General features: G+C 71.2%; 22 protein-coding genes. 10 read left to right on the top strand and 12 right to left on the bottom strand.

Going from position 1 to position 22,130, the window contains the following annotated elements:
* The first annotated feature begins 1 nt into the window (after position 1).
* Positions 2–1,408, top strand: coding sequence for an ethanolamine ammonia-lyase subunit EutB (locus D9C15_RS10160; RefSeq protein ID WP_127997333.1), 1,407 nt, complete (start codon positions 2–4; stop codon positions 1,406–1,408).
* A 13-nt stretch (positions 1,409–1,421) separates the two neighbouring features.
* On the top strand, positions 1,422–2,210 hold the full coding sequence (gene eutC, locus D9C15_RS10155) for an ethanolamine ammonia-lyase subunit EutC (RefSeq protein WP_127997332.1): 789 nt from the start codon (positions 1,422–1,424) through the stop codon (positions 2,208–2,210).
* Here the strand turns inward: eutC and dacB are convergent, their stop codons facing one another.
* Entirely contained in the window at positions 2,211–3,692 is a 1,482-nt protein-coding gene (gene dacB, locus D9C15_RS10150) for a D-alanyl-D-alanine carboxypeptidase/D-alanyl-D-alanine endopeptidase (RefSeq protein WP_164886702.1), read from the bottom strand.
* Between the two features lie 89 nt (positions 3,693–3,781).
* On the opposite strand from dacB, the gene trmB reads away from it, so the two are divergent.
* A complete protein-coding gene (trmB, locus tag D9C15_RS10145) occupies positions 3,782–4,477 on the top strand; it encodes a tRNA (guanosine(46)-N7)-methyltransferase TrmB (protein WP_127997330.1) in 696 nt (231 codons plus the stop codon).
* A gap of 12 nt (positions 4,478–4,489) precedes the next feature.
* On the opposite strand, the gene D9C15_RS10140 is transcribed toward trmB, so the two are convergent.
* Complete coding sequence (locus tag D9C15_RS10140) at positions 4,490–5,302, bottom strand: undecaprenyl-diphosphate phosphatase (protein WP_375138782.1); 813 nt, start codon at positions 5,300–5,302, stop codon at positions 4,490–4,492.
* 28 nt (positions 5,303–5,330) lie between these two features.
* On the bottom strand, positions 5,331–5,879 hold the full coding sequence (locus tag D9C15_RS10135) for a DUF1439 domain-containing protein (RefSeq protein WP_127997329.1): 549 nt from the start codon (positions 5,877–5,879) through the stop codon (positions 5,331–5,333).
* A 106-nt stretch (positions 5,880–5,985) separates the two neighbouring features.
* Here D9C15_RS10135 and D9C15_RS10130 point away from each other — a divergent pair, with 106 nt between their 5' ends.
* Genes D9C15_RS10130 through D9C15_RS10105 form a run of 6 tightly spaced genes read left to right on the top strand, consistent with a single transcriptional unit; the run spans position 5,986 to position 13,374 of the window.
* Complete coding sequence (locus D9C15_RS10130; RefSeq protein WP_310734468.1) at positions 5,986–6,615, top strand: TetR/AcrR family transcriptional regulator; 630 nt, start codon at positions 5,986–5,988, stop codon at positions 6,613–6,615.
* A complete protein-coding gene (locus D9C15_RS10125; RefSeq protein WP_127997802.1) occupies positions 6,615–7,760 on the top strand; it encodes an efflux RND transporter periplasmic adaptor subunit in 1,146 nt (381 codons plus the stop codon). Before D9C15_RS10130 ends, D9C15_RS10125 begins: the two co-directional genes overlap by 1 nt.
* Before the next feature lie 7 nt (positions 7,761–7,767).
* Entirely contained in the window at positions 7,768–10,965 is a 3,198-nt protein-coding gene (locus D9C15_RS10120; RefSeq protein ID WP_127997327.1) for an efflux RND transporter permease subunit, read from the top strand.
* A 28-nt stretch (positions 10,966–10,993) separates the two neighbouring features.
* Entirely contained in the window at positions 10,994–11,647 is a 654-nt protein-coding gene (locus D9C15_RS10115) for a protein-L-isoaspartate O-methyltransferase family protein (RefSeq protein ID WP_127997326.1), read from the top strand.
* Positions 11,648–11,652: 5 nt separating this feature from the next.
* Positions 11,653–11,988, top strand: coding sequence for a rhodanese-like domain-containing protein (locus D9C15_RS10110; RefSeq protein ID WP_127997325.1), 336 nt, complete (start codon positions 11,653–11,655; stop codon positions 11,986–11,988).
* A 30-nt stretch (positions 11,989–12,018) separates the two neighbouring features.
* Positions 12,019–13,374 carry a TolC family outer membrane protein gene (locus tag D9C15_RS10105; RefSeq protein WP_127997324.1) on the top strand — a complete coding sequence of 452 codons (1,356 nt, stop codon included), beginning with the start codon at positions 12,019–12,021 and terminating at the stop codon, positions 13,372–13,374.
* A gap of 21 nt (positions 13,375–13,395) precedes the next feature.
* Here the strand turns inward: D9C15_RS10105 and D9C15_RS10100 are convergent, their stop codons facing one another.
* The gene (locus D9C15_RS10100; RefSeq protein WP_127997323.1) at positions 13,396–14,844 is read right to left on the bottom strand and encodes a hypothetical protein; all 1,449 of its coding nucleotides are present in this window, start codon (positions 14,842–14,844) and stop codon (positions 13,396–13,398) included.
* 187 nt (positions 14,845–15,031) lie between these two features.
* Here D9C15_RS10100 and D9C15_RS10095 point away from each other — a divergent pair, with 187 nt between their 5' ends.
* Positions 15,032–15,220: a DUF2061 domain-containing protein gene (locus D9C15_RS10095; protein WP_127997322.1), complete on the top strand. Its 189-nt coding sequence runs from the start codon at positions 15,032–15,034 to the stop codon at positions 15,218–15,220.
* On the opposite strand, the gene D9C15_RS10090 is transcribed toward D9C15_RS10095, so the two are convergent.
* The 8 genes from D9C15_RS10090 to D9C15_RS10055 form a co-directional block, all read right to left on the bottom strand.
* Entirely contained in the window at positions 15,217–16,128 is a 912-nt protein-coding gene (locus D9C15_RS10090) for a sugar phosphate isomerase/epimerase family protein (RefSeq protein WP_127997321.1), read from the bottom strand. The genes D9C15_RS10095 and D9C15_RS10090 overlap by 4 nt on opposite strands.
* A gap of 10 nt (positions 16,129–16,138) precedes the next feature.
* Positions 16,139–17,017, bottom strand: coding sequence for a VOC family protein (locus D9C15_RS10085; RefSeq protein ID WP_127997320.1), 879 nt, complete (start codon positions 17,015–17,017; stop codon positions 16,139–16,141).
* 17 nt (positions 17,018–17,034) lie between these two features.
* The gene (locus D9C15_RS10080) at positions 17,035–17,871 is read right to left on the bottom strand and encodes a shikimate dehydrogenase family protein (RefSeq protein WP_127997319.1); all 837 of its coding nucleotides are present in this window, start codon (positions 17,869–17,871) and stop codon (positions 17,035–17,037) included.
* A gap of 14 nt (positions 17,872–17,885) precedes the next feature.
* Positions 17,886–18,338: a type II 3-dehydroquinate dehydratase gene (gene aroQ / locus D9C15_RS10075; RefSeq protein WP_127997318.1), complete on the bottom strand. Its 453-nt coding sequence runs from the start codon at positions 18,336–18,338 to the stop codon at positions 17,886–17,888.
* A complete protein-coding gene (locus tag D9C15_RS10070; protein WP_127997317.1) occupies positions 18,338–19,333 on the bottom strand; it encodes a TRAP transporter substrate-binding protein in 996 nt (331 codons plus the stop codon). The genes aroQ and D9C15_RS10070 overlap by 1 nt, the downstream gene beginning before the upstream one ends.
* A 47-nt stretch (positions 19,334–19,380) precedes the next feature.
* Complete coding sequence (locus D9C15_RS10065) at positions 19,381–20,661, bottom strand: TRAP transporter large permease (protein ID WP_127997316.1); 1,281 nt, start codon at positions 20,659–20,661, stop codon at positions 19,381–19,383.
* Positions 20,662–20,682: 21 nt separating this feature from the next.
* Complete coding sequence (locus D9C15_RS10060) at positions 20,683–21,267, bottom strand: TRAP transporter small permease (protein WP_127997315.1); 585 nt, start codon at positions 21,265–21,267, stop codon at positions 20,683–20,685.
* Between the two features lie 141 nt (positions 21,268–21,408).
* Positions 21,409–22,089: a TetR/AcrR family transcriptional regulator gene (locus D9C15_RS10055; protein ID WP_127997314.1), complete on the bottom strand. Its 681-nt coding sequence runs from the start codon at positions 22,087–22,089 to the stop codon at positions 21,409–21,411.
* Positions 22,090–22,130 lie beyond the last annotated feature (41 nt).

The raw sequence follows: 22,130 nt of genomic DNA, 5'->3' as shown, positions 1-22,130 counted from the left end.
GATGGCCTACGCGCACACCGTCGGCGCCACGCGCCACGTCTTCGACGACCTGCGCACGCTGATGGCGCGCGCCACGCCGCTGCGCTCGGGCGACGAACTGGCCGGCATCGCGGCGCGCAGCGCCGAGGAGCGTGTGGCCGCTCAGAAGGTGCTGGCCGATCTGCCGCTGGCCACCTTCCTGAACGAGGCGGTGGTGCCCTACGAGATCGACGAGGTCACGCGGCTGATCATCGACACGCACGACGCCGCCGCGTTCGCGCCGGTGGCGCACCTGAGCGTCGGGAGCTTTCGCGACTGGCTGCTGTCCGACGCGGTGGACGGCACCATGCTCGCCGAGCTGGCGCCCGGCCTGACCCCGGAGATGACGGCGGCGGTCAGCAAGATCATGCGCCACCAGGACCTGATCCTCGTCGCACGAAAGTGCCGCGTGCAGACGCGCTTTCGCGGCACCATCGGCCTGCCCGGCCGGCTCTCGACCCGGCTGCAGCCCAACCACCCGACCGACGATCCCGCCGGCATCGCCGCCAGCCTGCTCGACGGGCTGCTGCACGGCAGCGGCGACGCGGTGATCGGCATCAACCCGGCGGGCGACAACGTCGCCCAGGTCACGGCCCTGCTGCAGATGCTCGACGGGGTGATCCGGCGCTGGGACATCCCGACCCAGAGCTGCGTGCTCACGCATGTCACCAACACCCTGCAGTGCATCGAACGCGGCGCGCCGGTGGACCTGGTGTTCCAGTCGATCGGCGGCACCGAGGGCACCAACCGCAGCTTCGGCATCGACCTCGCCTTGCTCGGCGAAGCGCGGGCCGCCGCGCTCTCGCTGCAGCGCGGCGCGCGCTTCGACGACGGCACGCGCGGCACGAACGTCATGTACTTCGAGACCGGCCAGGGCAGCGCCCTCTCGGCCCAGGCGCACCACGACTGCGACCAGCAGACCATCGAGGCGCGCGCCTACGGCGTGGCGCGGCACTTCGGGCCGCTGCTGGTCAACAGCGTGGTCGGCTTCATCGGCCCGGAGTACCTGTACGACGGCCGGCAGATCATCCGCGCCGGGCTGGAGGACCATTTCTGCGCCAAGCTGCTCGGCCTGACGATGGGCTGCGACATCTGCTACACCAACCACGCCGAGGCCGACCAGAACGACCTCGACACCCTGCTCACCCTGCTGGGTGCGGCCGGGGTCAGCTTCGTGATGGGCGTGCCCGGCGCCGACGACGTGATGCTGAACTACCAGAGCACCTCGTTCCACGACGCGCTGTATGCACGCCGCGTGCTCGGCCTTCGGCCGGCACCGGAGTTCGAGCGCTGGCTCGAGGCGATGCAGATCACCCTGCCCGGTGCGCCGGACCGGCTGGCCGACGCGCTGCCGGCCCGCCTGGCGGGGCTGCTCGAGCGTGCCGGCTGAACCGGCTGCCACGATGGACAAGCCGGTCGTGATTCCCCAGCCCTGGTGCTCGCTGCGCCGGCACACGCCGGCGCGCATCGGGCTCGGGCGCAGCGGCGTCAGCCAGCCGACCGCCGCGCAGCTCGACTTCCAGCTCGCGCATGCGCAGGCGCGCGATGCGGTCCACCGGCGGCTCGAACTCGGCCCGCTCGAGCAAGGCCTGGCGGCGCTCGGCCTGCCCACGCTGCGCCTGCACAGTGCCGCGGCCGACCGACCGATCTACCTGCAGCGGCCGGACCTGGGCCGCCGGCTCGACGAGCCGTCCCGGCAACGTCTGGCGGCGCTGCCGCGCGGCGCGCCGCCCGACCTCGCGCTGGTGATCGCCGACGGCCTCTCCGCCCTGGCCGTCGAACGGCATGCCGTGCCGCTGGTGGCGGCGTTGCTGCCGGTGCTCGGCGCCGGCTGGCAGCTCGCACCGGTGGCGCTGGTCGAGCAGGGCCGCGTCGCGATCGGCGATCCGATCGGCGCGGCGCTCGGCGCCCGCCTGGTGGCGGTGCTGATCGGCGAGCGGCCCGGGCTCAGCTCGCCCGACAGCCTGGGCATCTACCTGACCTGGGAGCCGTGCCCCGGCCGCAGCGACGCCGAGCGCAACTGCATCTCGAACGTGCGGCCCGAGGGCCTCCCCGTTCCCGAGGCCGCCCGCCGGCTCGCCTGGCTGCTGGAGGCGGCGCGCACACGCGGGCTCAGCGGCGTGGCCCTGAAGGACGAGAGCAGCCCGGTGCCGGCGCTCGGCGCCGCCTCGCGCAGCTTCCTGCTGGAGTAATCAGCCGTTCTCGGCGATCCACTCGACCAGGGTGTCGAGCGCCGGCGCGGCGGCCGCCGCATCCGGGTGGTGGATCATCGCGGCCAGCGCGTAGACCTTGCCGCTGCGGCCCTTGACGTAGCCGGCCAGCGCCCGCGCGTCGAGCAGGCTGCCGGTCTTGAGCCAGGCATGGCCGGTTGCCGGACCGGTGAGGAATCGCCGCGCCAGCGTGCCGTCCACCCCGGCAACCGGCAGCGAGGCGACGAAGGCCTGCGCATGCGGCCCGCGCCAGGCCCGCGCCAGCAGCTGCGCCAGCGCACGCGGGCGGGCGCGTTCGCCGCGCGATAGCCCCGAGCCGGTGTCAAGCTCCATGTCGTCGGCCTTCAGCCCCTGCGTCTGCAGCCAGGCCTGCACCCGCTCGCGCGCCGCCGCGCTGGTGGCGCTGCGCCGCGGGAACTCGGGCGAGAGCGTGAGCCAGAGGTTGCGCGCCAGCAGGTTGTGGCTGAGCTTGTTGATCTCGCGCACACGCGCCGGCAGCGGCTCGGACTCGAGAACGGCCAGCGGCGTGGCATCCGCCGCGGTCTCGTCGGCCGCGCCGCGCTCGACCACCTGGCCGGTCAGCGTGCCGCCGGCCTCGACCCACAGCGCGGCGATCGCCCGGGCGCCGAACTCGGCATGCGACAGCGGCATCAGCTCGACCCGCCGCTCGCCGCACTCCGGCGCCAACATGCCACTCACCTTGAGCGTCAGCGGCCCGGCCAGCTCGGCCTGCGCCTGGCAGCCCGGCCCGCTGGCCACGGCGGACACGAGCTGCACGCCGTCGAGCACCGGCTGCATGCGCAGCGCCACCTTGCCCTGGCCCTGCGGCGAGACCACCACGCGCAGCACGCCGGCGTCCAGCGGCAGCGCGTCGGGCCAGGCATGGTGCGGGCGCTCCGGGTCGGGCTGCGGCGTGCGCGCCAGGTCGTCCGGGCTGAGCCGGAAGGCGAGCCGGTCCAGCACGATGTCGCCATGGATCTCGCGCAGGCCGTCGGCCTGCAGGCGGGCGAACCAGCGCCGCAGCGCGTCCGACGTGAGCGAGGCGTCGCCGCCGCCGACGATCAGCAGGTCGCCCTCGAGCCGGCCGTCGACGACCTCGCCGCGCGCCAGCGCTCGCGTGGTCCAGCGGTGCTCCGGGCCGAGCAGGTCCAGGGCGGCCAGCGTGGTGACGATCTTGGCCGTGGAGGCCAGCACGATGGGCTGCTCGTCGTTCAGCGCGGCCACGGCACGCGGCGCATCGACACGCCGAACGTGGAAGGCGAACTGGCTGCTCGGCACGCCGGCCTCGCGCAGGCGGTCGAACACCGCGGTGGGTGGCAGCAGCTTCAGCCCGGCCAGCGGCGCCGGACGGCCACGCGCCGGCTGGAAGGGCTTGGGGCCGGCGTCCGCGCCCGGGTAGGCGGCAGCGCCGCCGGACAGCAGCCAGGCGGTGATCAGGGCCAGCAGGGAGCGCAGGGTTCGCATCGGGGTCGGGCACAATTCGCGCGCTCGAAGCTTAGGCACGTGGCGCCCGACCGCATCCCCCATCTCGAGGGGACGGCGCCCCCGCACCGATGACGGATTCCCCTTCCCCCGACAGCGCGCCGCGCCGCGCGATCCGCAGCTACGTCGTGCGCGCCGGGCGCATGGGCAGCGGCCAGAAACGCGCGCTCGAGGAACTCGCCCCGCGCTGGGTGCTGCCCTTGCAGGACCGCCCGGCCGACCTGGCCGCGGCCTTCGGGCGGGCGGCGCCGGTGGTGCTGGAGATCGGCTTCGGCATGGGCGATGCCACCGCAGCCATCGCGCGGGCGCGGCCGGACACGGACTTCCTCGGCGTCGAGGTGCACCCGCCCGGGGTCGGCGCGCTGCTGCAGCGCATCGAGGCGCAGGCGCTGACCAACCTGCGCATCGTGCAGCACGACGCCGTCGAGGTGCTCGAACGCATGATCGCCCCGGCCTCGCTGGCCGGCGTGCACGTATTCTTCCCCGACCCCTGGCACAAGAAGCGCCACCACAAGCGCCGGCTGGTCCAGCCGCCCTTCGTCGCCCTGCTGGCGAGCCGGCTCGCCCCCGGCGGCACCCTGCACTGTGCGACCGACTGGCAGCCCTACGCGGAGCAGATGCTGGAGGTGCTCGGCGCCGAGCCGCGGCTGGTCAACACCGCGGCGGGCTATGCCGAGCGCCCCGCCTACCGACCGCCGACCAAGTTCGAGCAGCGTGGCGTGAAGCTCGGCCACGGGGTGTGGGACCTGGTGTTCACGCGGCGCTGAGTCGTTTCGCGTTCACTCCGCCCAGACCACCAGGCCGGTCCAGGCGGTGACCAGCACGATCACGCCGAAGACGATGCGGTACCAGGCGAACGGCACGAAGGTGTGGCTGGAGATGTAGCGCAGCAGCCAGCGCACGCACAGCCAGGCCGAGAGGAACGAGAACACCAGCCCGGTGGCGAACAGCGGCAGGTCGGCCAGCGACAGCAGCGCGCGCTCCTTGTACAGGCTGTAGGCCCCCGCGCCGACCAGCGTCGGGATCGCGAGGTAGAAGCTGAAGTCGGTGGCGCAGCGGCGCGACAGCCCGAGCAGCATGCCGCCGATGATGGTGGCGCCCGAGCGGCTGGTCCCGGGAATCATCGCCAGGCATTGCACCAGGCCGACCTTGAGCGCGTCCCAGGGCGTCATGTCGTCCACCGAGTGGATGCGCGCCGACGACTCGCGCCGCTCGGCCCACAGGATGACCAGCGCGCCGGCGATGAAGGCCGCCGCCACCACCGTGGGCGTGAACAGGTGCGCCTTGATCGCCTTGCCGAACAGCAGCCCGAGCACGACGGCCGGCAAGAAGGCGATCACCACGTTGAGCACGAAGCGCCGTGCCGCCGCGCTGCTGCCCAGGCTGGTGGCGGTGCCCCAGAGCTTGGCCCAGTAGACGATCACCACCGCCAGGATCGCGCCGGTCTGGATCGCGATGTCGAACACCTTGCTCTTGTCGTCGGTGAAGCCGAGCAGCGATCCGGCCAGGATCAGGTGGCCGGTGCTCGAGATCGGCAGGAACTCGGTCAGTCCCTCCACCACGCCCATCACGGCGGCCTTGGCGAGCAGGATCCAGGTGTCGGGCTCCAAGCGGGCTCCTTCAGGGGCGCGGCACGAGCGTGATCTCCACGCCACGCGCGGTCACGGTCACGGCGCCGGGCTGCACGCCGCGCCGGCCCGCCTTCTCCAGGTCTTCCGGCTTGAAGCGGTAGATCACCGCGTCGCGCAGCAGCTGCTCGGCCAGCAGCGCGCCGAGGCGCTCGACGACCGGCTGCAGGCGCTGCGCCGTCTCGTCGAACTGCAGGCGCTGCACGCGCACGTCGGCCAGGCGCACGGCCTGCGCCGCCTCGTCGTAGCGCAGCCGGTAGTCGAGTGCCATGCGGCCCTGGTAGCGGCGCGACGAGAGCCGCTCCACGGCCTGCAGGTCCAGCTCGGTGGCGAGCCGGTTGCTCTGCGGCAGCAGCGTGGTGCGCGGCGCGTCCAGCGTCAGGTCGAACAGCTCCAGCGCGCGGCGCTCGAGCGGAAAGTTCTTCGCCATCAGGCGCGCCAGCTCCGCCTCGTCCAGCGTGAGCACCGTCGGCCCGCCGACGCCGGCGCAGCCGGCCAGCAGGACGGCGGCCGCCGCCGGGAGCAGGAATCGTCGCTTCATGGGCGGCGGATTCTAGGAGTCTGCGCTGCCGCAAGCCGGGCCGCTTGACCGCCCTGGATCGGGGCCCTACATTACTGACCGGTCAGTCAGTATCAGTTTCACCATCTTGTCCACCATCTCCCCGCCCCGCCAGCGGCGCAAGGAAGCCCGCCCGCAGGAGCTTCTCGACGCCGCGCTCGAGCTGTTCGCCGAGAAGGGCTTCGCCGCCACCCGCTCGGAGGAAGTGGCGGCACGCGCCGGCGTGGCCAAGGGCACGCTCTACCTCTACTACCCGAGCAAGGAAGAGCTGCTCAAGGCGGTGATCAAGCAGCGCCTGTCCAACGAGATCGCGGCGGTGGCCGAGCACATCGAACAGCGCCAGGACAGCACCGCCAACCTGCTCACCGAGGTGCTCACCGCCTGGTGGATCCGGGTGGTCGACAGCCCGACCTCGGCGGTGTTCAAGCTGGTCATCACCGAGGTGCGCAACTTCCCGGAGATCGCCGAGTACTACGTGCGCGAGGTGGTCGAGCCGGGCAAGCAGCTGGTCGGGCGCATCGTGCAGCGCGGCATCGAGCGCGGCGAGTTCCGGCCGGTGGACGTGCCCTCGGCGGTGCTGTCGATCATCCTGCCGATGATCATGCTGTGCCTGCACAAGCACTCGCTCGGCGCCTGCGTGCCCTCGAGCACCGAGGTCGACCCGCATGTGTTCATCCGCCGGCACGTGGAGCTGGTGCTCAAGGGGCTGCTCACGTGATGCGGCGCCACCTGCGCTGGCTGCTGCCGCTGCTGGTGCTGCTGCTGCTGGCCGGCCTGGCCACGCGCACGCTGCTGGCGCGCAAGGCCGAGCGCGCCGCGCTGCTGGGCGGCATCGCGCGCGAGGCGCCGGCGCTGGACCTGGCGCCCGGCGACGTGGTCAGCGCCCGCGTGCTGCCGCTGGCCCGCACGATCGAGGTCTCCGGCGGGCTCAAGGCAGTGAACAGCGCGGTGGTGAAGGCCAAGGTGGCGGCGGAGCTGAAGTCGCTGTCCGTGCGCGAGGGCGACAGCGTCAGGCCCGGCCAGGTGATCGGCCAGCTCGACACCACCGAGCTCGACTGGCGGCTGCGCCAGGCCGAGCAGAACGCCTCGTCGGCACGCGCCCAGCTCGACATCGCGCGCCGCGCGCTGGAGAACAACCGCGCGCTGGTGGCGCAGGGCTTCATCTCGCCGACCGGCCTGGAGACCTCGGTCTCCAACGAGGCCGCGGCGCAGGCCAACCACCAGGCGGCGATGGCCGCGGTGGAGCTGGCGCGCAAGGCACGCGCCGACGCCACGCTGGTGGCGCCGATCGGCGGCCAGGTGGCCGCGCGGCTGGTGCAGCCGGGCGAGCGGGTGCCGGTGGATGCGCGCATCGTCGAGATCGTCGACCTGTCGCGCATCGAGCTGGAGGCGAGCGTCGCGCCCGAGCAGGCCGCGGTGCTGCAGGTCGGGCAGGCGGCGACCCTGCAGGTCGACGGGCTGACCGTGCCGGTCGCGGCCACGGTGGCACGCATCAACCCGAGCGCGCAGGCCGGCAGCCGCGCGATCCTGGTCTACCTCGCGCTCGAGCGCCAGCCGGCGCTGCGCCAGGGGCTGTTCGCGCGCGGGCGCATCGCCACCACGCAGCAGCCGGCACTGGCCGTGCCGCTGGCGGCGGTGCGCACCGACCTGGCCCAGCCCTACGTGCTGCAGATCGCCGACCACCGCACGGTGATGCGCCCGGTGCAGCTCGGCGCGCGCGGCGAGGTCGACGGACAGCCCTGGGTGGCCGTGACCGGCGGCCTGGCCGAGGGCGCGCTGGTGCTCGGCGGCAGTGCCGGCGCGGTGCGCGACGGCACTGCGGTGCGCCTGGTCGGCCCCGCGTCCGCCGCGTCGTCGAGGTAGTCGCGGCATGTGGTTCACCCGCGTGTCGATCGCCAACCCGGTGATGGCCGTGATGGTCATGCTGGCCTTCGTGGTGCTCGGCCTGTTCAGCTACCAGCGCCTGGCGGTGGACCAGTTCCCGAACGTCGACTTCCCGACCGTCGTGGTGCAGATGGACTACCCCGGCGCCTCGCCGGAGATCGTCGAGAGCGAGGTGACGAAGAAGGTCGAGGAGGCGGTCAACACCGTCGCCGGCATCAGCTCGCTGTACTCGCGTTCATACGAGGGCAGCTCGGTCGTGATCATCGAGTTCAACCTCGACATCGACGGCCGCAAGGCCGCCGAGGACGTGCGCGAGAAGGTCGCGCTGATCCGCCCCAACCTGCGCGACGAGGTCAAGGAGCCGCGCATCTCGCGCTTCGACCCGGCCAGCCAGCCGGTGTTCAACGTCGCGGTGCTGGCCAGCGACGGGAAGAAGACGCCCCAGGAGCTCACCACCTGGGCCGGCCAGGTGCTGCAGAAGCGCCTGGAGAACGTGCGCGGCGTCGGCTCGGTGAGCCTGATCGGCGGGCTGGCACGCCAGATCAACCTCTACGTGCGGCCCGCGGCGCTGGAGGAGTTCGGCCTCGGCACCGACCAGATCGTCGCCGCGGTGCGCAGCGAGAACCAGGAGCTGCCGATGGGCGCGATCCGCTCGTCCGAGCAGGAGCGCGTGGTGCAGATCAACGCGCGGCTCAAGCGCCCCGAGGACTTCCGCGACATCGTCGTCGCGCGCAGGAACGGCGTCGCGGTCAGGCTCTGGCAGGTGGCCGACGTGGTGGACGGCCCGCAGGAGCTGGAGAGCCTGGCGCTCTACAACGGTCAGCGCACCGTGCTGCTGTCGGTGCAGAAGAGCCAGGGCGAGAACACCATCGCGGTGGTCGACGGGCTCTACAAGGCGCTCGACGAGGCGAAGTCGCTGGTGCCGCCGGGCGTCCGGCTCGAGGTCAACCGCGACAACTCGCGCTCGATCCGCGTCTCGGTGGCCAACCTGCAGCGCACGCTGCTGGAAGGCGCGGCGCTGACGGTGCTGATCGTGTTCCTGTTCCTGAACAGCTGGCGCTCGACCGTCATCACCGGGCTGACGCTGCCGATCGCGCTGATCGGCACCTTCCTCTTCATGTACGTGTTCGGCTTCACGATCAACGGCATCACGATGATGGCGCTGAGCCTGTGCGTGGGCCTGCTGATCGACGACGCGATCGTGGTGCGCGAGAACATCGTGCGCCACGTGCAGATGGGCAAGAGCGCGCACGACGCGGCGCTGGACGGCACCAACGAGATCGGCCTGGCGGTGCTGGCCACGACGCTGTCGATCGTCGCGGTGTTCCTGCCCATCGGATTCATGGGCGGCATCGTCGGCAAGTTCTTCCACGAGTTCGGCATCACCATCGTCGCGGCGGTGCTGATCTCGATGTTCGTCAGCTTCACGCTCGACCCGATGCTCTCGTCGGTCTGGCACGACCCCGCGGCGCACGGCACGCACCGCGGCGCGCCCATCACGCTGTACGACCGCACGCTCGGCCGCGTGACGCTGCTGTTCGACCGCTTCACCGAGTGGCTGGGCGACGTCTACCAGCACCTGCTGGGCTGGTCGCTGAAGCACAAGCTCGCGACGCTGGGGCTGGCCGCGGCCACCTTCGGCGGCAGCTTCGCCATCATCCCGCTGCTGGGCGCCGAGTTCCTGCCCAAGGCCGACTTCTCCGAGACGCTGGTCAACTTCTACACCCCGGTCGGCTCCTCGCTGGAAGTGACCGAGATGCGGGCGAAGCAGATCGACGCCGCGCTGCGCGAACTGCCCGAGGTGCGCCACACGGTCACCACCATCAACGCCGGCTTCGCGGCCGGCAAGATCTACGGCTCGACCTACGTGCGCCTGGTCGACCGCCACCTGCGCCAGCGCAGCGTGGCCCAGCTGACCGTGCCGATCCGCGAACGGCTGGCGCGCATCCCGGGCATCACCGTCACCAACATCGGGCAGGTGGACCTGGGCGGCGGCAAGGCGCTGCAGTTCTCGATCCAGGGCACCGACCTGAACGAGCTGGCGCGGCTGTCGCAGCAGATCATGGCGCGGCTGCGCGAGATCCCCGGCCTGGTCGACCTCGACAGCACGCTCAAGCCCGACAAACCCACCGTGGCCATCGAGGTCAAGCGCGACGCGGCGGCCGACGCCGGCCTGAACGTCAACGCGCTGGCCGGCACGCTGCGCACGCTGATCGCCGGCCAGACGGTCGGGAACTGGCGCGCCCCCGACGGCGAGAACTACGACGTCAACGTGCGCCTCACGCCGGCCAGCCGCGACGCGCTGGCCGACCTGGAGCGCCTGCCGATCTCCATCGCCCCGGCGGCCGACGGCTCGGCGCGTGTCGTGCGCCTGTCGCAGGTGGCCGAGGTGCGCAGCGGCACCGGACCGAACCAGATCAACCGGCGCGACCTGAACCGCGAGATCAACATCGACGCCAACGCGCTCGGCCGCAGCTCGGGCGAGGTGTCGGCCGACGTCAAGAAGGTGCTCGACGGTATCGCCTGGCCGCCCGGCTACCGCTACGTGTTCGGCGGCTCGACCAAGAACATGAACGAGAGCTTCGCCTACGCGGTGGGTGCGCTCGGCCTCGCGGTGGTGTTCATCTACATGATCCTGGCCAGCCAGTTCCGCAGCTTCCTGCAGCCGCTGGCGCTGATGAGCTCGCTGCCGCTGACGCTGATCGGCGTGGTGCTGGCGCTGCTGCTGTTCGGCTCGACGCTGAACATGTTCTCGATCATCGGCGTGGTGATGCTGATGGGCCTGGTGACGAAGAACGCGATCCTGTTGATCGACTTCGCGATCCGCTCGCGGCGCGGCGAACATGCCGGCGAGCACGGCCTGACCGCGGACGTCGCGCCGATGGGCCGCGAAGAGGCGCTGCTGCACGCCGCCCGCGTGCGCCTGCGCCCGATCCTGATGACCACGCTGGCCATGGTGTTCGGCATGGTGCCGCTGGCCTTCGCGCTGTCCGAGGGCTCGGAGCAGCGCGCGCCGATGGGCCAGGCGGTGATCGGCGGCGTGATCACCTCCTCGCTGCTGACGCTGGTGGTGGTGCCGGTGATCTACTGCTACCTGGACGACCTGTCGATCTGGATCAAGAAGCGACTCGCTCCCCGGCGCCCGGTCACGGGGCCGTCAGCTTCCGTCAACCCGGCCAAATAGAATCGAAGGCTGTCCGGAGGACCCCGCCATGAACATCGAACAAGCCCGCTTCAACATGATCGAGCAGCAGATCCGTCCGTGGGACGTGCTCGATCCGGCCGTGCTCTCGCTGCTGACCGTCGTCAAGCGCGAGGACTTCGTGCCCGCCGCCTACCGCTCGCTCGCCTTCGTCGACACCGAGGTGCCGCTGCCGGCCGGCCAGTGCATGCTGGCACCGCGTGTCGAGGCGCGCATGCTGCAGGAGCTCAACCCGCACAAGCACGAGCGCGTGCTCGAGGTCGGCGCCGGTTCCGGCTATGTGGCCGCGCTGCTGGCGCACCGCGCGCAGCAGGTGATCTCGCTGGAGATCGTGCCCGAGCTGGCCCAGTTCGCCGCCGCCAACCTGAAGCGCGCCGCGATCGCCAACGCCGTGGTGCGCCAGGGCGACGGCTCGCGCGGGCTGCCGGCCGAAGCGCCGTTCGACGCGATCATGCTGTCCGGCTCGGTGGCCGAGGTGCCGCCGGGCCTGCTCGGCCAGCTCAAGGTGGGCGGCCGCCTGATCGCCATCGTCGGCCAGCAGCCGGTGATGCGCGCCACGCTGGTGACGCGCAGCAGCGAGCACGGCTTCGCCAGCGTCGAGCTTTTCGACACCGTCGCGCCGCGCCTTGCCGGCTTCGACGAACCGGCCCGGTTCAGCTTCTGAGCACGATGCAGCAGGTCCGGCCGTCCGAGGTTCCCGAGCTCGTGGCCCAGGCGCAGCCGGTGCCGTGGCTGCTGCTGGACGTGCGCGAGACCTTCGAGTTCCGCCATGCGGCGATCCGCCTGGACGGCGCGCAGACGCTGCACATGCCGATGAACGAGGTGCCGGGCCGGATCGCGGAGCTCGACCCGGCGCAGCCCATCCTCTGCATCTGCCATCACGGGGTGCGTTCGGCGCAGGTCGTCGCATTCCTGGAGCGCGCCGGCTTCGAGTCGGTCTACAACCTGGCCGGCGGCATCGACGCCTGGTCGCAGCAGGTCGATCCGTCCGTGCCGCGCTACTGAACCGAACCCGACTCCACCAAGGACCCGCTCATGCCTGCCCTCCCGTTGCGCCTCTCCCCCCTGCTGCTCGCGCTGGCCGGCGCGTTCGCCGCACCGGCGCAGGCGCAGAGCCTGCAGGAGCTGTACGACGCGGCGCGCGGCTACGACGCGGCCTACCAGTCGGCGCGCGCGCAGTACGACTCGGCGCAGTACCGCGTCGAGCAGGCACGCGGGCTGAACCGCCCGAGCGTCGGACTGCAGGCGCAGGCGGTGCGCAACAACAGCGAGACACCCTATTCCTCGCAGCTGCGCTCGGGCACGACGACCCAGACCGTCGGACTGAACGCGACCCAGCCGCTCTACAACAAGGCGAACTCGGTCACCATCGACCAGGCGCAGAAGGCCTACGACGCCGCCAGCTCCGACCTGGCGTCGGCCGAGCAGGACCTGATCGTGCGTGTCGCCCTGGCCTACTTCGACGTGCTGGCGGCGCAGGACACGCTGACCACCACGCGCGCCAGCAAGGCGGCCATCGCCGAACAGCTGGCGTCGGCCAAGCGCAACTTCGAGGTCGGCACCGCCACGATCACCGACACGCGCGAGGCGCAGGCCCGCTTCGACCTGGCCACGGCGCAGGAGATCGCCGCCGAGAACGACCTGCGCACCAAGAGCATCGCGCTGGACCAGCTGGTGGGCCGCAACGGCATCGCCCCCAAGGGCCTGGCCACGCCGGTGGTGCTGCCGACGACCCCTGGCTCCCCCGACGAGTGGGTGCTGCGCGCCGACAGCGAGCATCCCACCATCCGCAAGGCCCAGCTGGGGCTGGAGATCGCCCAGCTCGAGACCGAGAAGGCCCGCGCGGGCAACCTGCCGACGGTGCGCCTGGATGGCAGCTACGCGCGCAACCACGCCTCGGTGTCGAGCCTGTCGCGCGCCGGCCTCTTTCCGCAATCGTGGTTCCAGGACTCGGGCAACGGAACCAGCAGCGCGATCGGCGTCACGCTGAACCTGCCGCTGTACGCCGGCGGCCAGATCCAGAACCGCATCAAGGAGACCCTGGCGCTGGAGGAGAAGTCGCGCAACGACCTCGAGGCCGTGCGCCGGTCCGTCGCGCAGGGCACGCGCCAGGTGTACTTCGCGGTGCAGTCCGGCCAGGCGCAGGTGAAGGCGCTGGAAGCGGCCGAGTCGTCCAGCCAGCTCGCGCTCGAGGCCACCCAGCTCGGCTACAAGGTCGGCGTGCGCGTCAACCTCGACGTGCTGAACGCCCAGACCCAGCTCTACCAGACCCGCCGCGAACTCGCCAAGGCACGCTACGACCTGCTGGTCGGCGGCCTGCGCCTGCGCCAGGCGGCCGGCGTGCTCAAGCCCGACGACGTGTCCAGCGTCAACCAGCTGCTGCAGCGCTGACGCGGGGCCCCTGCGGCCCCGTCAGGGCGCCGACGCCGTCCGCACCTCGGCCACGCGGCCCTGCTCGTCCAGCTGCAGCAGCAGGGTCAGCGGGGCGCGGCCGGCGAAGCCGGCCTCGACCGCCTCGTGCACCTGGTCGACGAAGGCACTGCCGGCCAGGAGGGCACTGTCGTCGAGCTTGCCCAGCAACTCGCGCGCCGCCGTGCGGTTGGCCAGGAACTCGGCCTTGCCGACGTAGTCGGGCGCCTTGGCAGCCTCGATGCCCTGGTCCAGGCGCTGCAGCAGCGCATGGTCGAGCGCAGCGCCGGCCTCCAGGCTCTCACGCGCGGCGCGCAGCGTGGCGGCCGCGCCGCTGGCGGCCTCGCCGAGCGCCAGACGCAGCTGGTGCCAGCCGGCCAGCACACGCGCGGCCACGTCCAGCAGGCGGTGCTGCCCCTGCAGCTCGCGCAGCGCGGCCAGCGAGCGCTCGAGCTGCACCTCGCCGAAACGGGTCGCGCCGAGCTGGGCCTCGATCTGGGCGCGCGGCGCCGCCAGTGCCTGCAGCGCCTGATGCCAGGCCTGCTCGGCCTGCGCCGTGGTCTCGCCGACGCGGGCGATGAACACCGGCTTGCGGATCGCACCGGCGTAGTTCTCCTCGGCCTCGCGCAGGTAGCGCGTCAGGTCCTGCAGCAGCGCCTTGAGCCGGCCCTCGCCCTGCGCCAGCAGCTTGGGATGCAGCGCCGCCGCGAGCGACTTGGTCTCGCTGACCCGGGCCCGCAGCCCGCTCAGGTAGGCCGGGCCGCAATGCAGCGCCAGCATGATCGCCGCCACGCCCGCGGCCTGGGTCGGATCGATGGCGTCCGGCGGCTCGCACTGCAGGTCGCCGCCCGGCGCTCCGGCGAGTTCACCGCGCGCCAGCGGCAACGCCGTGCCGCCGCGCAGCCGCACCAGGTAGTGCGCCGGGCCGGCCTCGGCGCCGGCCGGGGCCTCGAGCCGCCCGGCCTGCACCAGCAGCGCACCCAAGGCGTCGCGCTGCATCGGCGTCGGTTCCACCGGCGTGGCCAGGGCCCAGGCGGCCGGGTCGGCACGCTCGAGCAGCATCACCGGGCCGATCGGCAGGGCATCGCGCAGCACGAAGCGCGGCGCCCGGGCCACCACCGGTGCCGGGGGAACCACGCTGCGTGGCGGACGCGTTGCCGGTGCGGCGACCACGGCCGACGGCGTGGTGGCCACGGGGACGCGCGGCGGTAGCGCCGGCGTGCTGCCCCCGGCCAGCCCGGGGGGAGTGGCGGCGGCCGGCTTGGGCGTCTCGGCGCTGCGCGCGGCCACCGGTTCGGCCGGCGCCACGGGTGGCTCGGCCGCCTCGGGCGCGGCCTCTGCGGGGCGTTTGCGCCGCAGCAGCAACACCACGAGCACCGCACAGGCCAGCCCCAGCCCCGCCACCAGCATCCACACGCCGTCACCCATGATGCAGGCCTCCTTGCCGGACATCGTGCCACGTTCCGGCCCGCCTGTCGGCAGTCGGCGACCATGCGGGGGGAATCCTTTCCTGACCACCCGCACCTGCGGCATTGACGCCCCGCCGCGGGCTATCGCCGCCATGCAGCGCCGCGATTGGACGGCGCGCCGCCGGGCCTGCACCATTCCAGACAAGAATGATTCTCATCTGGAGTTCACGATGGCCAAGACCGCGACCTTCGGCGTGAGGCACCTGGGCACCTCGTTCGGCGTCGGCTACGCACTGACCGGCAGCGTGACCATCGCCGGCGCGATCACCTTCGTCGAGCCGGCCGTCAACACCGTGCTGCACTACTTCTTCGACCGGGCCTGGGAGCGGCGGCGCACCCGGCCTGCGCCGGCGGGCTAACCGCGCATCACCTCGCGCCCGCGCAGCCGCATGCGGTTGGGCAGCGGCACCGAGCGGCGCAGCACCTCCTCGCCGAGCCAGACGGCCGAGCGGCGCGCGCGCTCGGCCACCGCCTCCAGCGGGATCTGCTGGTAGTCGTCGTTGAACACCTCGAAGCTGTAGTCGCCGCGGTAGCCGAGCTTGTCCAGGCGCAGCACCAGGTCGGCCAGCGCGTCGCTGTGCACGCCCTCGCCGGGGAAGACGCGGAAATGCCGCGCCGTGGCGATGCGCTCCTCGAAGGAGCGCACCTCGGTCCACATGAAGTCGGCCAGCTGCACGAGGAAGAGCTTGGAGGGGTCGATGATGTCCAGGTCGTCCAGCGGCGTCTGGCTGGCCACCGCATGGAACGAGTCGAGGCCGAGGCCGAGGTTGGGCGCGTCGGCGCGGCACACCACCTCCCAGGCCGTCGTGAACTCGTTGACCGAGCGGCCCCAGGACAGGCCCTCAAACGCCACCTTCACGTTCAGCGGCACCGCGAGCATGGCGAGCTTGCGCAGGTCGCGCGCCATGGTGTCAAGGTCGGCGCTGGCGTGGGTGGAGGTCGACGAGCAGACCAGCATCACGTGGCAGTCCAGCGCCGCGCACATCTCGAGCATGTGCTTGGCGATGTCGACCTTGTAGTCGTGCAGCCGGCCCGACAGGCCTTCGAAGTCGCGCAGCACCTGGAAGCCGGTGACACGCAGGCCGCTGGCCTTGACCTCGTAGACCGCGGCACGCCAGCCGCGCTCGTGGCCAACCAGGTCGCGCGCCGACAGCATCACCTGCGAGAAGCCGGCCTCGCGGATCGTCCGCAGCTTGGCCGCCAGCGGCCCCGCGAGCGTGATGGTGTCCATGCCGAAGTCGTCGAAATTCCCCTGGAGCTGACTCATCGCCGCCTCCTCAGGCCTGGTGGTGCACCAGCTCGAACATGACCGTGCCCAGGTGGGTCTGCGTCAGCGCGCCGCGCTCGCTGGTGTGCACCCCGCTGGACTCGACGAAGCCCATGCCGCGCGCGCGCAGCGCCTGCACCGCGGCCGGCACGTCGGGCGCGCCCAGGCCGACGCGCTGCAGCGATTCCTCGCCCTCCACGTCGAGGATGCCCGGCTCGGGCTCGATCAGCTGCAGGAAGAAGCTGCCGCACGGGCTCTTCAGCACCTTGCCCTTGGGCAGGATGCCGAAGCGTTCGTCGTCGCTCAGCTCGGCGAAGCCGAACAGCTCGGCGTAGAACTCGCACCAGTCGGCCATGCGGTCGGTGCCGATGTACTGCACCACGCCGAACCAGTGCAGCCCGGCGAGTGCCGGCGGGTTCGCATCGACCGTCGGGATGCGGGTGAAGTCGACGTCGTAGATCGAGAACTCGCGGTAGCGGTCGACGAAGTAGATGCGGCTCGCGCCCACGCCGTGGATGGCCGGGATGTTGAGCTCCATCACCTCCACGTGCGTCGGCACGGCCCAGGCGCCGCGCTCCAGCGCGCGGCGGTAGGCGGCCGCGGCGTCGCGCACGCGCAGCGCGATGGCCGCGATCACCGGCGTCTCGGTCGGCTGCACCGCGCGCGGGTGGTGGCTGACATGCGCGTTGATGACGATGTTCATCGTGCCCTGGCGGTACAGCAGCACCTCGCGCGAGCGGTGCCGCGCGACCGGCCGGAAGCCCATCATCTCCAGTACCTGGCCGAGTGCCTGCGGGCGGCTGGTGGCGAACTCGATGAACTCGATGCCGTCCAGGCCGAGCGGGTTGGCGGCGTCGGTCAGCGGCTCGCGGTCGGGGGTCGCGGTCATGCGCGGTCTCCTTCGGTTCAATACGCCAGCGTGGCCACCTCGCGCAGCACCTCGGCGGTGGTGCTGGGCAGGCCGAAGAACTCGAGGTAGGCCGGGATCTGCTCGAACAGCATGTCGGTGCCGACCTGGAAGCGGCAGCCGCGTGCCTGCGCCGCGGACAGGAAGGCGGTCATCTCCTGCTTCATCACCACCTCGCCGACGAAGGTGTCCTTGGACAGGCGCGCCATGTCTATGGGCAGCGGGTCGCCCGGGTTCATGCCCAGCGGCGTGGCGTTGACCACCACGTCCCAGCCGGCCGGGTCGTTGCTGCCGGTGCGCACCTCGAGCCTCGGGTAGTGCGTCTTCAGGCGCTCGCCGAGCGCCTGCGCCGACTCGGCGCGCGCGTCGTACAGGCCCATCGTGCCGACGCCCGCGGCCGCCAGCGACGCGGCGATCGCCGAGCCCACGCCGCCCGAGCCGACCACCAGCACCGTCGCGCCGTCGAGCCGGACGCCCTTGCGCTTGAGGCCGCGCACGAAGCCCTCGCCGTCGAACATGTCGCCGACCAGCCGGCCGGCGGCGTCGCGCTTGACCGCATTGCAGCTGCCGGCGATGTTCACCGCCGGCGACACCGCGTCGAGCAGCTCGACCACCGCCACCTTGTGCGGCATCGTGATCAGCGCGCCGGCCACGTTCTCGAGCGTGAACAGGGCACGCACGAAGGTGGCGAAGTGCTCCGGCCTACAGCCCATCGGCACGACGACGCAGTCCACGCCGGCGCGCTCGAAGTAGGGGTTGTAGATCATCGGCGCCTTGAAGCTGTGCGTGGGCCAGCCGATGTGCGCGATGAGCGAGGTCTTGCCGCTGATGACCATGGTCGGGCCTCTCTTCAGCCCGGCCGCACCGCGGCGACGGCGGCGCGCAGCGCGAGCAGGTAGCTGTCCACACCGAAGCCGGCGATCTGGCCGCGCGCGATCGGCGCGATCACCGAGTGGTGGCGGAACTCCTCGCGCGCATGGATGTTGGACATGTGCACCTCGACGATCGGGCACTTCAGGATCGCCAGCGCGTCGCGGAGGCCGTAGCTGTAGTGCGTCCAGGCGCCGGCGTTGATCAGCACCGCGGCGGTGCCGTCGGCGTGCGCCGCGTGGATGCGCTCGGCCATCTCGCCTTCGTGGTTGGTCTGGTAGCACTCGACCTGCACGCCCAGCTCCGCGCCCAGCGCGTGCAGCTTCGCGTCGATCTCGGCCAGGGTCGCCGTGCCGTAGGTGGCCGGGTCGCGCTTGCCGAACATGTTCAGGTTGATGCCATTGAGCACCAGCACCTTCGTCGTGGTCGCCATCACTTGCGCACCTTTTCCAGCTCGGCCTGCAGCGCCTTGACCGTGTCGGCGAGCGCCGCGCCGTGCTTGTCGATCACCGGCTTGAGCTTCTCGCGCAGCTTGGCCTGCTCGGCCGCCGACAGCTCGGTGACCTGCATGCCGTTCTTCTTCAGGTTGTCCAGCGCGCTGCCGGCCTGCTCGCGCGCGGCCTTGCGCTGCACCGCGGCGGCTTCGAGCGCGGCGTCCTGAAGGATCTTGCGCTCACCCTCGGACAGCGCGTCCCACAGCTTCTTGCTGACGATCACCGCCTGCGGGTTGTACTGGTGGTTGGTCAGCGCCAGGTGCTTCTGCACCTCGTACAACTTGTTGGCGCTGATCACCGTGACCGGGTTCTCCTGGCCGTCGATCGCCTTCTGCTCGAGGCCGGCGTAGACCTCGGGAAAGGCCATCGGCGTCGGGTTGGCGTCCAGCGCCTTGACCCAGTCGACGTTGATCGCGTTCGGGATCACGCGCAGCTTGAGCCCGGCGATGTCCTCGACCTTGAGGATCGGCCGCTTGCTGTTGGTGATGTTGCGGAAGCCCAGCTCCCAGTAGGCCAGGCCCTTGATGCCCTTGGGCTCGAGCTTGTCGAGCAGGCCGCGGCCGAACGGGCCGTCGACCACCGCGTCGGCCTCCTTCTCGTTGGCGAACATGAACGGGAAGTCGAACACCTCGAAGTCCTTCACCTGCGAGGCCAGGATGCCGGCGTTCAGCGACACCATGTCCAGCGTGCCGCCCTGCAGCGCCGAGACGTTCTGCTGGTCGCCGCCGAGCACGCCGCCGGGGAACATCTGCACCTTGATCTTGCCGCCGCTCTTGGCGGCGACGAGCTCGGCGAACTTCTCCATGCCGATCACGATCGGGTGGCCCTTGGGGTTCTGGGTCGCGAACTTGATGGTGCGCTCCTGCGCGGCGGCATGGCCGAACGCAGCGGCCGCGACGGCGGCCAGGACGGTCTTGAGGAACAGGCGCTTCATGGGTTGTCTCCGGGTCGGGTGGGGTGGGAGGGAAAGTCGGCCGGCGCTCAGCCGTAGAACCAGCGTGCCGGCACGGTCACGATCGAGGGGAACAGCACGAGCAGGAACAGCACGATGAACTGCGCGGCCATGAACGGCAGCACGCCGCGCGTCACGTCGTCCATCTTCATCTTTCCGACGCCGGCCACGACGTTGAGCACCGTGCCCACCGGCGGCGTCACCAGGCCGATGGCGTTGTTCATCACGAACAGCACGCCGAAGTAGACCGGGTCGATGCCAGCCGCCTTGACCACCGGCATCAGCACCGGCGTCAGGATCAGGATGGTCGGTGTCATGTCCATCGCGGTGCCCACCGCGATCACCAGCAGCATGATGGCGATCAGCAGCAGCGTCTGGTTGTCCATGAAGGGCTCGAGCAGGCCGATCATCTTGCTCGGGATGTCGGCCACCGTGATCAGCCAGGCGCTGACCATCGCGGCGGCGACCAGGAACATGATCACCGCGGTGGTCTTGGCGGCGCTGACGAACACCTCGGTGAGCTGGTGCCACTTCAGCTCGCGGTAGACCAGCGTCGAGACCAGCAGCGCGTAGACCGCGGCCACGACGGCCGCCTCGGTGGGCGTGAACACGCCGAGCTTCAGGCCCACGAGCACGATCACCGGCAGCAGCAGGGCCCAGAACGAATCCTTCAGCGCGTGCAGCCGCTCGGCGCGGCTCGCCTTGGGCGGCGGCACGATGGCCTCGCGCTTGACCACCCACCACCAGGCGATGGCGATCGACAGGCCCATCAGCAGCCCCGGCACGATGCCGGCCAGGAACAGCTTGCCGATCGAGACGTTGGCGGCGACGCCGAAGATCACGAAGGCGATCGAGGGCGGGATCACCGGGGCGATGATGCCGGCGCAGGCGATCAGGCCGCCCGCCCTGGCCTTGTCGTGGCCGGCCTTGACCATCATCGGCAGCAGCAGCGCGGCCAGCGCCGCGGTGTCGGCCACGGCCGAGCCCGACAGCGCCGCGAGCAGGCAGGCGGCGAGGATGGCGACGAAGCCGAGCCCGCCGCGCACGTGGCCGACCAGCGACAGCGCGAGCTTGACGATGCGGCGCGACAGCCCGCCGACGTTCATGATCTCGCCGGCCAGCATGAAGAACGGCACCGCCAGCAGCGGGAAGCTGTTGGCGCCCTCGATCACGTTCTGCGCCAGGATCTGCGCGTCGAACATGTCCAGGTGCACCATCAGCGCGGCACCCGAGAGCAGCAGCGCATAGGCGATCGGGATGCCCAGCGCCATCGCGCCGAGCAGCGAGCCGAGGAAGACGAAGATGGTCATGGCGGTCTCCTGGCGGCGGGTTCAGCGGCGGAACGGCATCGAGTTCGGCCCCTGGCCGATCGGCGGCTGCTCGCCGATGTGCAGTTCCTCGACGGCGGCGAGGTCCTCGGACTCCTGCACCATCACCAGGTCGCGGTCGCTCACCTGCCCCGACACGGCGCGCCACAGCTCGCGCAGCAGCAGCACGCCGGCCGACACTGCGAACACGATGCCCGAGGCGTAGAAGATGCCCATCGAGGCGCCCGTCACCGGTGCCTCGACGTCGGCGTTGATGCGCGCCTGCGTCAGCGCGCCGGAGAACAGCAGCCAGGTCACCCACAGCATCAGCAGCTGGCCGGCGACCAGGCAGGCCCGCTTGCCCCAGCGCGGCAGGCGCGAGACCAGCATGTCGGTGCCGAGATGGCCATGCTCCTTTAGCGCGACGATCGCGCCGAGGAAGGTCATCCACACGAACAGCCAGCGCGACAGCTCCTCGCTGACGGTGATGCCCGAATTGAAGGCGTAGCGCAGCACGACGTTGCCGAACACCAGCACCACCATCACCGCCAGCAGCAGCGCGATGGCACGGTCGAGCAGCCTGCAGTAGCCATCGATCAAGCGATTCATGCCTTGTCTCCTCGTCTCCTGCCGGGTTGCGGCGGCGTGATCCAGCCTGCCGCCCCGGCGATGCCGAGATAATGTACGAACTAGTTAGTATTTGACATGGGGTAAACCCGCACTCATCGGTTGCACACGCCGCCGGTCAGCTCACTTCCGGACGAATCTGACCACCATCTCCACGATGCTGTCGCGGCGCGCGATCATCACCGCGGGGCTGTCCAGGTTGCGCTTGAAGATCAGCGAGAAGGTGTGCTTGTTGGCCACGTTGAACAGCGCCAGCGCGGAGATAGACATGTGCAGGTCCACCGGGTCGATGCCGCTGCGGAACACCCCGGCCGCCAGGCCGCGCTCGTAGACGGCACGCACCGCATCGATGGCCGGCACGTTGAGCGACTGGATCACCTGGCTCTGCGCGAGGTACTCGCCGCGGTGGATGTTCTCGGTCATCACCAGGCGCGTGAAGGCGGGGTGACCGAGGTGATAGTCCACCGTCGAGCCGACCAGCTTGCGCAGCGCGTCCTCGGGCGGCAGGTCGTCGAGGTGCAGGCGTGCCTCGGTCTCGCGGATGCGCCGGTACTCCTGCTCCAGCACGGCGATGTACAGGCCTTCCTTGCTGCCGAAGTAGTAATAGATCATGCGCTTGCTGGTGCGCGTCGCCTCGGCGATCAGGTCCACCCGCGCACCGGCCAGGCCTTTCTCGGCGAACTCCTGGGTCGCGGCCTCCAGGATCTCGGCGCGGGTGCGCTCGGGGTCGTTGATGCGCACCGCATCGCCACGCCGCGCCGCGCGCGCGGCCTTGGCCGGGGCCGAATGTACTGACTGGTTCATGACGCCAGTCTAGGGGATGCCGACGGCCTGCGGCAAGGCCG

It is taken from the genome of Piscinibacter defluvii, assembly GCF_004011805.1.
Lineage (GTDB): Bacteria > Pseudomonadota > Gammaproteobacteria > Burkholderiales > Burkholderiaceae_C > Piscinibacter > Piscinibacter defluvii.
Note: the sequence above shows the minus strand (reverse complement) of the source record. Positions and strands in the feature narration are given on the sequence as shown.